The organism is Uliginosibacterium sp. TH139 (assembly GCF_002855595.1).
Taxonomy (GTDB): domain Bacteria; phylum Pseudomonadota; class Gammaproteobacteria; order Burkholderiales; family Rhodocyclaceae; genus Uliginosibacterium; species Uliginosibacterium aquaticum.
Genome location: NZ_PKRR01000002.1, coordinates 165,246 through 177,818 on the forward strand (window position 1 = coordinate 165,246; position 12,573 = coordinate 177,818).

At 61.6% G+C, this 12,573-nt stretch carries 7 protein-coding genes; 2 read left to right on the forward strand and 5 right to left on the reverse strand.

What is annotated here, in order from left to right; genetic code table 11:
* Positions 1-162: 162 nt before the first annotated feature.
* The 3 genes from C0V76_RS04365 to C0V76_RS04375 all read right to left on the reverse strand — a co-directional run bounded on the left by C0V76_RS04365 (position 163) and on the right by C0V76_RS04375 (position 5,045).
* The gene (locus tag C0V76_RS04365; RefSeq protein ID WP_216821654.1) at positions 163-1,956 is read right to left on the reverse strand and encodes a GGDEF domain-containing protein; all 1,794 of its coding nucleotides are present in this window, start codon (positions 1,954-1,956) and stop codon (positions 163-165) included.
* 96 nt (positions 1,957-2,052) lie between these two features.
* Positions 2,053-3,312 carry a pectate lyase gene (locus tag C0V76_RS04370; RefSeq protein ID WP_101941166.1) on the reverse strand — a complete coding sequence of 420 codons (1,260 nt, stop codon included), beginning with the start codon at positions 3,310-3,312 and terminating at the stop codon, positions 2,053-2,055.
* A gap of 248 nt (positions 3,313-3,560) precedes the next feature.
* Positions 3,561-5,045 (reverse strand): cellulase family glycosylhydrolase, encoded by a 1,485-nt coding sequence (locus tag C0V76_RS04375; RefSeq protein ID WP_101941167.1) that lies wholly within the window; start codon positions 5,043-5,045, stop codon positions 3,561-3,563.
* Positions 5,046-5,239: 194 nt separating this feature from the next.
* Between C0V76_RS04375 and C0V76_RS04380 the strand changes: the two genes are divergently transcribed.
* Entirely contained in the window at positions 5,240-7,627 is a 2,388-nt protein-coding gene (locus C0V76_RS04380) for a penicillin-binding protein 1A (protein ID WP_101941168.1), read from the forward strand.
* A gap of 47 nt (positions 7,628-7,674) precedes the next feature.
* Here C0V76_RS04380 and C0V76_RS04385 read toward each other — a convergent pair whose 3' ends face one another.
* Positions 7,675-9,558 (reverse strand): AI-2E family transporter, encoded by a 1,884-nt coding sequence (locus C0V76_RS04385; protein WP_101941169.1) that lies wholly within the window; start codon positions 9,556-9,558, stop codon positions 7,675-7,677.
* Between the two features lie 440 nt (positions 9,559-9,998).
* Here C0V76_RS04385 and C0V76_RS04390 point away from each other — a divergent pair, with 440 nt between their 5' ends.
* Positions 9,999-11,120 (forward strand): HD-GYP domain-containing protein, encoded by a 1,122-nt coding sequence (locus C0V76_RS04390; RefSeq protein ID WP_101941170.1) that lies wholly within the window; start codon positions 9,999-10,001, stop codon positions 11,118-11,120.
* 130 nt (positions 11,121-11,250) lie between these two features.
* Here the strand turns inward: C0V76_RS04390 and C0V76_RS04395 are convergent, their stop codons facing one another.
* Positions 11,251-12,429, reverse strand: a complete 1,179-nt coding sequence (locus tag C0V76_RS04395) for a GGDEF domain-containing protein (protein WP_101941171.1) — start codon at positions 12,427-12,429, stop codon at positions 11,251-11,253.
* Positions 12,430-12,573: the final 144 nt, after the last annotated feature.

Consider the following 12,573-nt stretch of genomic DNA (forward strand, 5'->3'; position numbering starts at 1 on the left):
CATGCAGCCAATGCAGCCCGGTCAGGCTTCAGGCCTGCCACACGCGAACAAAGTTCCGTGCCCGGGCGGCAGGTCGCCCGCCAGTGTAGGCCAGCACGCGCCGGCGCCCCTCTATCGAAGCCATGCAGACAGGCAATCGGCCGTACGTCGGGCCTTGCCGCTTCAGGCCCCGGCGGGGTCGCGGGAGGCGCGATAGCAGTTCCGCCCGGCCGCCTTGGCCGCGTACAGCGCCTGGTCGCCATGCAGCAGGATGTCGTCGAGCGCTTCATCAGCCAGGGCCAGATGCCCGCCCACACTCACGCTGATGGCGACCTGTGCCCCCTCCGCGCCGCTCGGCTGCGGATGGGCCTGCACTGCGGCACGCAGCCGCTCGCCGAGATGGTCGAGCACCTCCGCATCTGCCACATCGAGCAGCACCAGAAACTCGTCGCCACCCCAGCGCGCCGCCACGTCATAGGGGCGCAGAACGCTGCAGATCGTGTCCGATACCGCCTTGAGCACCTGATCCCCGACCGCATGGCCATGCCGGTCGTTGATCTCCTTGAAGTAATCGATATCCAGCCACAGGATGCCGATGCGACCATGCTCACGAGCCGCACGGGCCAGCCTCGCCTCGATGCGCTCGGTCATGCCGCGCCGGTTCAGCAGTTCAGTCAGCGGATCAATCTTGGTCAGGCGCTCCAGGGCCATCGTCCGTTCCTGGATGCGCGCCTCCAGATCCAGGCGCGATTCGATCACGCTTCGCGCCATCCGGTTGAAACGCTCCAGCAGGCCGCGGATTTCACCGGCACCGGCATGCTCCACCTGTACGGATCCGGCCGCCGAGGGCTTGCCCGATTCGATTTCGGACATGGCGTGATCCAGCTGGCTCAACGGTTTGAGCACGAAATGCCCGAGCGCAAGATTGAAGAGCAGCAGCACGCCCAGCAAGGTCAGCACATAAGCCACGAAGATGCCGGCAAAGCCTCCCAGTGGCAGCAGCACATCGAGATCCAGCAGGGTGATCTCGTACCAGTCGACTTCCGGCACATAGCTCACGCCAACCAACTGGCGCTTGCCATGGATGTTGACGAAGGTGGTGACGACGCTCTTGTGCATCGACTCCAGCTCCTTCATTGCGGCGAACACAGCCTGGCGGTCGAGCTGGCGATCAAACAGCAGGTCCAGGCTCTTGTTGGCTGCGCCGTGCCGGCTGATCGAGCTGAAATCGATGAAGGACTGGTTACGATGCAGCTGGATGGCTCCGTCATGATCCACGAAGAGCGTGGTCACACCTTCCCCTCCCACCTCCACCACATCCCGGATGAATGAGGTGAGGTCCAGCCCGGTACCTGCGATGCCCAGGATCTCGCCCCCATCGCGCATCAGCACATCCACCCACAGCTTGGTGATGCCCAGCTCCGGATCAGGATTCACATTGATGTGGAGATCGCGCCCCTGACGGATCAGGTCAAAGAACCAGGCATCCTTCGTCTCGCCACGCTTGAGAGTGTAGCGATACTCGTGACCGCTGAACGCGTTGGCGGCGTTGTTGTGAAAGTAGTGACCATTCCGGGTCAGGCCGACAAAGTAACTGTGATCGGTGAAGTTCTGCCGAAAACGCTCCATTTCATCCAGCGCCCGCGCCTTCTTCCGCGGACTGTCCGGATCGCGCGCCCATTCCAGCAGGGCGGGCGAGTCGGCCATCTGGCGCGACAGCGCCACCTCGCGCAGGATCGGCTGCAGCGTGCGGCTCCTGTCGTACAGCACCTGTTTCTCGGTGTAGCGCTGCGCCCACATCTCGAAGATGTTCTCCGCCATCGCACGCACCGTCAGCCAGGACGGAATGGCCGCCACGATGAAGAGCAGAACGGTCAGCAACAGGAAGCGTGGCTTGAGATTCATGACCAGAAAGGGATAGCGCGCCGTGCTGACCAGCATAGCCTCGTCAGCCATCGCCGAAAGTCGGAAATGCATCGGTTTCCGGCGGCTAGCCTGCAGCACCGACCTGGCCCTGGAAGCAAAAAGCCCGCCGAAAGGCGGGCTTTGAGGATGAGGGCTACAGACTGGGGATCAATAGTTCCAGTTTTCCTGGATGCGATTGACCGGTGCCGGATCCACGCCATTCCCGGGAGCGATACCTGTCTTCTTGCTGCCACCCGTCTTATCGATGGCGGTCACATCGGCGGCGGTGAGATTGCAGGAAGCAGTATTCCACTCGGCGCCGATGTCACTGGAATCGCCCGAGCCCTTTTCCACGCCCTTGAAGGTATGGCAGACCTCGATCTCGCCATTCCAGCGCAGCAGCAGCACATTGCGCAGAGTGGCTTTGTCGGCCGGCGAGCCGTTCGAGTAGCTGCTGTTCACACCCACGATGGTCTGGTGGTTGTGAATGCGCGAGTTCTCGATGATCACCGTGCGCGGGCCCTTGTTGCCGGTGCAGTCACCGCAGGAGCGATAGAACTTGCCGCCCTTGCTCTTCCAGTTGTCCGCCACGAAGCGGGTGATGTGGAGTGTGCCCTGGCCATTATGCTGGAAGGTCTTGTCGGTGCCGAGGAAAGCGCCGCCGCAATCCACCCGCATCGTGGTGCCGGGGCCGCCCTTGGCGGTAGCCGCATCTTCTCCGAGGTCTTCCCACCACACGTTGTAGACCGAGCAGTTACCCACGCAGTGCACGCCGTCTGCCGCCAGATTGCCGATCACCGCATTGCGCAGCGAGGCCCCCTCCTCCAGCAGGAACACCGGCGGCTGGCCCTCGGCCTGCCCACCGTTGGAAAGCTGGTAGCGCTTGCCGCCCGCGTCATAGGTTGTGCCAGCCGGCACCACATGGGTGGCGGTAAGTGGCACCGTATCTGCGGCCCCCACGTTCACGTAAGCCGGGCAGCCCGGCCAGGCCGAAAGCGTCACCGTGGCGCTGGTGGCCGCAGCCGAACTGGCGCTGGAGGCCTTTGAGCTGCTCACGGCCGAACTCGAAGCCTTGGAGCTGCTGGCTGCCGCAGCGCTGGAAGCAGCGGCACTGCTCGCGGCTGCGCTGGACTTGGCGCTGCTGGTCACGCTTGAGGATGAAGCCGTGCTGCTGATCGAGCACTCGTTGGTCCCGCCCGCCACCTTGGTGCCAGCACCAAAAGTGACCTCGCCGCACACGAAGCTACCCGAGAGCACTTTGTAGGTGAATTGATCGGAGCGGCCATAGGCCACCATCGTATTGGCAGCCACCGTACAGGTTTTACCCTCAGTACAGATCGTGGTGTAGCCCGCGGGCCGGTTGGCCGCACTGGCATCCAGCGCAACGCCCGCGATCAGCGCCATCAGCGCCAGGTGTTTGAATTGCATACTTGTCTCCTTGCTTTGGTTTTCTTACAGGACCGCCGAAGCAGCCCTGCGCTCGGGAGACCTGAACCAGGCGAACAAACGCAGCTCCCCGGAACATCCCCCGCCAGAAAGACTATGACCGCCACATGCCAAGCGCAAATCCGCCTGTCCATTCGAACAGGGTAAGTGCCAGACGGCAGCGTCTGGTCAGAGCCCGGATCAAGAAAAAGGCCGCCCGCAGGCGGCCTTCCAGATCGGGCGATGAAGCCTCAGCGGGTGGCGCAGAAACCGATGGAGCCCAGGCTGGCCCCGGCGGCCAGCGTACTGTTCCAGCCCGAGCCCTCGAAGCTCAGGGTGCTGCCACTTTGCTGCCAGCTCGCATTCCACATCTGGCTAACCTTGCCACTCACGGTGAGGCTGGCGCGCCACACCACTGCAGCAGCGGAGCTGTTGCGCACCGTCACACTGGCGCAGTAACCGCTCCCCCAGTCATTGTTGATGGTGTAGCTGGCGACCACGCCCCCTGCGGCAGTGCTGCTCGCCGCGGCACTCGACGAGGCAGCAGCGGAAGAAGCGGCCGAGCTGGCGGCCACTGAACTGGCGCTGGCGGCTGAACTGGCCTTGCTGGAGGATGCTGCCGACGAAGCCGCCTGCGATGAGGCGGCGGACGAGGCGCTACTGCTCCAGGTCCAGGTCGAAGCACCGCGCATGATCGAGGTGATCAACTCCGGATAAGCCCAGCTGAGCGTAGAGCGGTTCAGGAGGCCCATCACATCCGTCGTGCCGCTGTTGGTGTAGAAAACATTGTTGTCCCACACCAGCGCCGGCACGCGCGCCTTGGCGGCCGCCTTCACGTAGTACTCGGCATGCTTGATGCGCTCGGCCAGATTGCTCTTGTGCGTGCTGGCCCACTCGCCCATCACCACCGGGATGCCCTTGGCTACGTAACGGGTATTGATCCGCGCAAACAGCCCGTCGATGGCAGCCGTATCGGTAAAGGTCGAAGTACCCGGCACCTCCATCGCGAAGGCAAAGGGCAGATAACCGTGCACCGAAACCGCAATCATCGCGTCCGAGGGCAGCGTGTAGCCGTCAAGCTGATGGTCATAGGCCGAGGCCGCATAGGTCGGCAGCATCACCAGGCGCTTGGCGTTGTTGCCGCCGGTGGCGCGGATCGTCGTCAGTGCGGCCTTGTTGAGGCTGTTGATCACCGCAAAGGTCTCCGCTGTGCCCCACCAGTCGTCACCATTGCGCGGCTCGTTCATGGTTTCGAAGATCAGCTTGTCGCCATAACCCTTGAAGCGCGTGCCGATCTGCTGCCAGTACTTGCTGAGGCGATCCTTCGCTGCCGCTTCATTGGCATAGGTGGTGTTGAGCCAGCCATTCTGCGTGTGATGCACATTGATGATCACGTACAGATTGTTCTTCAGCGCGTAATTCACCACCTCTTCCACCCGGCTCATCCAGGTGCTGCTGATCGTGTAGCTGCTGCCGGTTGCGTAATCGTCCCAGGACACTGGCACGCGCACGGTCTTGAAGCCCGCCTTGGCCACCGCATCGATCATGGCCTGGGTCGTCTTCGGGTTCCCCCAGTTGGTTTCACCACCGATGGAATCCAGCGCATTGCCCAGATTCCAGCCGGGCATCATGTTGTCGGTGATCTCGAAAGGCGTATTGGCAGCCTGTGCGCCGGCGCTCAACAGCAACGCGGCCAGGAGCAGGAAATTTTTCAAGGGCTTCAATGGCTTGTGCAAGATAACTCTCCCCGGAGATATGACGAATTCGGGCCAGCACCTGAAAGAGCCCGCTGGCGGCTTCGGGAGTGATGCTCACTGAGCCGGCCGCGCCGCACCAAGCCAATCTCGACGACCGGCCGGCGGCGGCGGCGGACTGTTGCCGCAGCGCCTTACGCGCATAATGCGCAGGCCTATTCAACGCCCGAACCACCGTGCCCCTCCGCCTGCCCGAACTGAACTGGTCCTCGCTGATCACCCCGCTGCACGCAAGGCTGCCGCCCTGGCTGCAAAGCCTGCTGCAGCACCTGCGCCACCCCGGCTGGCGCGAGATCCTCGGTCTGCTGGCCCTGCCCCCGGCGCTCATTTTGCTGTGGACACTGCTGCTGATCCCCTTCACCCCGGGCATCTCGGATATCCGCAAGGCACGCGATGAATCACCCACCCGTGTGCTCACCCTGGACGGCAAGGAACTCGCCAGTTTCAAGCGCGGCAACCGGGACTGGGTTGCGCTGGAGGCCATCTCGCCGCGCGTGATCGACGCCCTGATCGCCACCGAAGACAAGCGTTTCTACGACCACTTCGGCATCGACTTCTATCGGCTGGGCGGTGCCTTCCTCGCCACCTTGCAGGGCGACACCCAAGGCGGCTCCACGATCACCCAGCAGCTCGCGCGCAACCTCTTCCCCGAGGAAATCGGCCGCCGCCAGAACATCAACCGCAAGCTCAAGGAAGCCATCACTGCGCTGAAGATCGAGGCGCTGTACACCAAACAGCAGATCCTCGAAACCTATCTCAACACGGTGCCCTTCCTCTACAACGCCTACGGCATCGACATGGGCGCGCGCACCTACTTCGGCAAGCCCGCGCGTGAGCTGGATCTGCTCGAAAGCGCCACCCTGATCGGCATGCTCAAGGGCACGGCCTACTACAACCCGGTACAGAACCCCGAGCGCGCCCGCGAGCGGCGCAACCTCGTGCTCTCGCTGATGGCCCAGCAGGACAAGCTCGAAGCCAAGCGCTACGAGGCGCTGGCGAAGCGCCCGCTGAAGCTCGATTTCGAACGCCAGAGCGTGGAGCCCGGCGAAGCCCCCCACTTCACCGCCCAGCTCAAGCGCTGGCTGATCGATTGGGCCGACAAGAATGACTACGACATCTACACTGACGGCCTCGTGGTCGTCACCACTCTGGACTCGCGTCTGCAGAAATACGCCACACGCGCCGTGGAGCAACGCGGCCGCCAGCTGCAAGGCGTTGCGGACAACGCCTGGGCTGGTCAGTGGCGCGCCGGTCACCGCATCGTCGAAACCCTGATCCGCGAAACCAAGCCGTATTCGGAAGCCATTGAAGCCGGTGAAGCACCCGAAGCCGTACTGAAACGCCTCAGCCGCGACACCCGCTTCCTGCGCCAGCTGCGAGAGGACAAGACCCGCGTGCAGGCCGGCTTCCTCGCCATCGATCCGCGCGACGGCGCAGTGCGCGCCTGGGTCGGCAGCCGCGACTACACGGACGACGCCTGGGACCATGTCCATCAGGCTCGCCGCCAGCCCGGCTCCACTTTCAAGCCCTTCGTGTATGGCGCGGCCTTCGCCCAAGGGATGAAGCCGGACGACACTTTCCTCGACGCGCCGGTCGAAATCCCGCTCGGCGGGAGTGAGGTCTGGCGGCCGGACGACGCCGAGCCGCCCAGCAATGAACCCATGACGCTCGCCACCGGTCTCGCGCTCTCGCGCAACCGCATCACCGCGCAAGTCATGCAGCAGGTCGGCCCCGCCCGCGTCGCGCATCTAGCGCGCGCCATGGGCGTGCGTGAAAGCAAGCTCGATGAAGTGCCCTCGCTGGCACTCGGCACCAGCCCGGTCACCCTCTACGAGATGGTCTCGGCCTACGCCACGATTGCCGACGAAGGCCGCTACCGCGTGCCGTACATGGTCGCGCGCATCGAAAATCGCAAAGGCGAAGTGCTCGCCGAATTCCAACCGAACGCGCCGGAGCGCACGATTTCTGCGGCTGCACTGGATACGCTGCTCGACGCCATGCGCGGCGTCGTCACCCGTGGCACCGGCGCCGGCGTGCGCGCCTGGGGCGTAAAGGGCGATCTCGCCGGCAAGACCGGCACCACCCAGGGCAACACCGATGGCTGGTTCATCCTCATGCACCCGCAACTCGTCGGCGGCGCCTGGGTCGGCTTCAACGACGCGCGCATCACCCTGCGCAGCGACTACTGGGGCCAGGGCGCGCACAGCGCGCTGCCCATCGTCGGTGATTTCTTCGCCCGTGCTCAGGGTGCGCGCATCGTCGAGACCGACGCCCGCTTCGCCAAGGCCGTAGACGACACCCTGCTCGGCCAGTTGCACAAATGGTATGACTCGGTTTTCGGCGCCGAAACGCCGGTCGAAACGCCCGCGCCACCTCGCCCCGTGCCCGCTACGGAACCAACAGCCAGTGCCCCGCAAGCCGAGGCCTCGGCACCAGAAGCGCCGCCGGCCAGCGAGTCGGCCCCGGCCGAGCCTGTAGCGCCCGGCAGCGCCCCGCTCCCGGCCGGTTCCGCGCCGGTGTCTGCAGCATCAGCGCCAGCGCCTTCGGCGAGTCAGCATTTATAAGGGAGCCGGAATACAGACACGGCCAGGCCAGGCTGCTAAAAAACCTCTCAAACCTCCAAGTCAGTCGCCTCGCCGGTCTGGCGAGCCAAGCGCCGGAAGCTGGTATCGACCATTTCCTGATAGCTGCGGACCATGGCGTCCGCCCCGCATTCTGAGTAGGTGGGGCGCGCAAAAGGAGCATCAACCTCCTCCAGTACGCGCATGACAATCAGGTGCGCCTCAGGCAAACGCCGACGTAACTCAGCAACGCTCTGAGCCAAAGCCCGGGCATGATCTTCAGGCGCCACACAGGTAATGAAGACGAGCGGAATATCAGCATCCGCCTCAATTTCGGCCAGCGCGCCGTGACTCAGATAGCGCGCCTCAAACTCCTCGCTATGCAGCACGTTGACGCACGCCTTTGCAACAACGATGGCAACCGGGTCACCAATATCCGTCACCAGGATGCTGCAGTCCCGCCGTGGATTCAGGCTGCGATAGCTGTCCGGAGTGCCGTTATCCGGTGCCGTAATGCGCAGTACAGAGCCCTGGGTCGAACTCCGGCGCAAGGAACGCTTGCGCGACATCGCCTCAATCAAGCCAGAAACTGCCCTGTTCATGTGCGCCTGCTCATCCCGGGTGATTTCGTGCTCACCGAAGTCGATATAGGCCAGCTTGACCGAAGCCAGCAAAACCTGGTCGCAGTACTCGCGCAATGGCTTGTCCTTCAGAAACTGCCTGAGCCCGCGTACCAGTTCGGGAGCATCCCCCGAGAGCGCACGCTGATAGAAACGCTCGACATGACTCAGTGCAGGCAGGTCTCCCAGCAGGATTTCAAGGAAATTCAATGCAGGCACGTAACGCCCCGCCACCACCAGACACAGCGTCAGCGGTGTGGACAGAATCAGTCCGACCGGGCCCCACAAAGCACTCCAGAAGATGGCTGAAATCACCACCGAGAGCGGCGACAAACCAGTGGAGTGACCATACAGTTTGGGCTCGAAGAACTGTGCAACCACAATCTCGACAAACATGAACACGAGCAAGGTATGGATCACGGGTGCCCATCCCTCAGCCATGGCGGCTGACATGAGCAGCGCCGCTCCTGCCGCCAACCAGATGCCGATATAAGGCACAAAACGCGACACAGCAGTGAGTGCCCCCCAGAACAAAGCACCACTGATCCCCGCCAAGCTCAAACCGGCGGCGACCAGGCTGCCCACCAGCGCATTCACCGCGAACTGGGACACAAAGAAACGTGACAGACGCTCGGTTGCGTCCGTGATCGCCTGTGTTGTGGCGCGCAGATTGCTGCCCCCTGCAAGGCGGATCAAACGATCGCGCATCAAATCAAAATCAAGCAGGATGAACACCAGCAGAATGAAGACGATTCCCCCTGTCTCAAGGGGAGGCACAATCCGCTCGGCTAGCTTAGAAATGATCTCGAAAGGCTTGGGGTGAGGCTCAGCAATCTGCACTTTCACCGGTTGCTCACGGCCATCCAATCCTGGCGAAGCAATCAGCGGAGGCAAAACGGTTTTGGCAGGCGGCTCTGGTGACAACTTGTTCACCAGATGATCGGCCTGGGTCAGCAACGCATCCAGCTTGCCGAGCGTCAAACGATCCAGCGTCTGGAGCTTGTTGCGGATGGTCGACTCATATTGCGGCAAGCTGCTCGCCAAACGGATGGCCTGGGAGCCGAGCACAACCGCCGTGATCGAAACCGCAGCGAAAAGCAGGAAGACCGAGATCGCCACCGCCTGCACCTGTCCCAGCCCCCAATGGCGAAGCCGGCGGATCAGCGGGGCGACAAGCAAACCGAGAAAAATAGCCAGAACGATGGGGACCAGAACATCCCGCCCATAGTCCAGCAATAGCAGCACCACAGCCCCTCCCAGCAATTTCGCAAGCTGGTCACTAGGTGTTGGCTTCGCAGTTTTCAGGGTTGGCATGGGGTGGGTTTCATCATGAACAGGTTGGAAAGCGTCTCTCAGAAACTGCTCACGATCTTACTGCGAGGCCGTGATCAGAGCTCATGCACTGCTCGGAATCCTCATTTATCAACATAAACGCTGGTTCCTGCGCTGCTCCTCACCCTGCTGACGGCCTCTCGCTACCGATCGTGAACAGCCTCTCACCGCTGGGGCACATACCCAGAATTGTGTACGAGCTCAGGTGTTTGAGCACGTCAGGCAAAGCGGCAAAGGACAAGCCTTATTCCTGCATATCCCGCTCTGAACGGCTAGCTCGTCATACTCAAGCACGGCCTTGCAGCCACGCAAGAAGGGGCACCCCGGTTTTCCCTGACTTAATTTCCGGACGGAAGGGACGTAATAAAACAGCATTCCGGCGCGCCGGCCGGCAATGTGTGATGCTTTGCGGGAGCGAAGTCATGGCCGAAATGCACCGGCTGGAACCCGATCAACTGAAACTGGATCAGCCCCTGCCTTGGGATGTCTATGACGGCAGCGGCCATCTGCTCCTACGCAAGGGCTTTGTAATCCAGAGCGACGACCAGATCGCAACCCTCATCGAACGCGGCATGTATGTGAATGCTGCCGAGTACCGCAAGCATGAAGCCGAGAATACACCGGCCCGGTACGATGCAATGTCACTCTGGGAAAGCGTCCAGGCCCACCTGGCTTTCATTGCCGAAGCCATGCCTCAAGACGGCAGCATGCAATCCGAAATTACCCGCCTCGCACGCCAGGCGATGCTGATCTCAGAGCGCAGCCCGGATCTGGCCCTGGCTGCAATCATGCTGCTGGATCAACGCAATTATCCGGTAGCCCACAGCCTGCATACCGCCCTGATCGCCGACATGGTCGCCCGCTCCGCTAACTGGAGTGCCGCAGAGCGGACCAGCCTCGTCTGTGCCGCGCTGACGATGAACATCGCCATGCTTGAACTGCAACTACGCCTGTGTAACCAGCAGGAAAAACTCTCACCACAGCAGCGTACCGCCATCAACAATCACCCTGCCGAAAGCGCGCGCCAGCTGATCGTTTGCGGTGTGGAAGATGACGAGTGGCTGCGTGCCGTGCTCGAGCACCACGAAACACCGGAAGGCCTTGGTTACCCGCGCAAGGTCCGCACGCCGAGCGATCTGGCCATGCTGGTCCACACGGCAGACGTCTTTTGCGCCAAGGTCAGTCCGCGCTCCCATCGCAAGCCGATGATCGCCAGCGAAGCCACCAAATCTGTATTCACCAAACTCGCGCACGGCGGGAAAAACCCCTTCCCTGCAATGCTCGTGAAAGAAATCGGCATCTACCCGCCCGGCACCATCGTCAGGCTCGTTAGTGGCGAAACCGGGGTTGTCCTCAAACGCGGGCCGAACGCAAAGTCCCCCGTCATTGCCACCCTCATGAACGCCAGCGGCATGCCGTCACTCAAGCCGGTCATCCGCCATACGGCAACCGACGCAAGCGCCGCCGTAGGTATGGCCCTTTCGCTGGACAGAATCATGATCGGCGTGAACTTTCATCAACTCTGGGGCGCCGCCGAACACTGAATGCCAGCCTCAGGTACACGCCAGAATCAGCCGCCCATCCAGATTTCGACTCGCCCAAAAGCTGTATCACCCGGCATGCTATTTATAGCGTGCCATACCCTGAACCGGACCTAATGGGGCTCGCAACCCATCAAGGTTGCATTGCAACCGGCACCGGGTTCAAAGTCTCAACGCCAGAATCCTCGTGCGCACAGACAACCCGATTACGGCCTGTCGCCTTGGCGACATAGAGTGCCGCATCGGCATGCTGCATCAAAGATTCGAGCTTTTCAGGCTTGGGCGCCGTGATCAAGCCTATGCTGATCGTCAATGTGGTCTCCAGATTGTCCACAAGAGGAATAGCCTCGACCGCCGCCCGCAAACGCTCCGCAATCGTCTGTGCCTGCGCTTTATCCGTATTGATCAGAACCAGGCAAAACTCTTCTCCGCCAATCCGCCCCAGAATGTCACCCGTGCGCAAGGTGGCCTGCAAAGCTTCGGCACACAGCCTCAACGCCTGATCTCCGATAGCGTGACCATGTCGATCATTGATCTGCTTGAAATGATCGACATCAATCATGAGCACGCTGATCGGGAATTTCCCGTGCTTGAGTGCCTGCGTACCCATGTCAGTGAATGCGCCACGATTCAGCACACCAGTTAGGCTATCCAGCATTGCTTTCCGAAGAAGATCCTGATTGAGCCACTCCAGCTTGGCCAACAGGATCACCAGCGTGCACATGATGCCGTAAGCAAGCCCGCCCAGAATCAAAATGGCCTGAATCGGGCTCTTACCGAGTAATTGTGTGAACGGTGCAGGATCCAGCCAGCACAGCAAAGCACGCACGAAAAAGCACAGAGCAAAAAGCGCCGAACTGATGACCAACCATCTTTGCAGCAATGAGCCGGGGGGCCAGGTACCACGCCTGAGCATCAAGCTGATCAGCACAACCTGGCTACCGTAAACAATACTGGTAACGATGACTCGCATGGCAATGTCATCAATAAAGATCAGCATCAAGACACAGATCAGCAATACCGGGGCAAGCATCACCCAGCGGGGAACGGCCTGATCGACCAGGCGTCCGAAAGCCAGATGGGAAACAGAAAACGCACACGCAGCACAGCCGTTGTACAGAAGGATTGCAGCCAGATGCGGCATCAACGGGCGCAGGAACAGGAGCAGGTTGCCTGTGCCATGCATGATCAGCGCTAAAGACCAGAACCGCGCGCTGGCATGACTGTGTCGCTCACACATCAGCAAGGCTGCCAGCAGCCACTGCACGATTGCCTGCGTCATCAGGAGAGTAGGAGAGTCAAGCGAGAGCATGCGTTGTCCAGTTGAGCTGGGGCATCTACGTCGCAAAGCATGGGGACGCCCGAAATAAGCCTTGTGAGCGAGACTGTCGAGGCATTTTAAGTGGCCGAACAATCACAATTTCAGGGCAAATGCTGAAAGCAGCTCAAGCGCTTG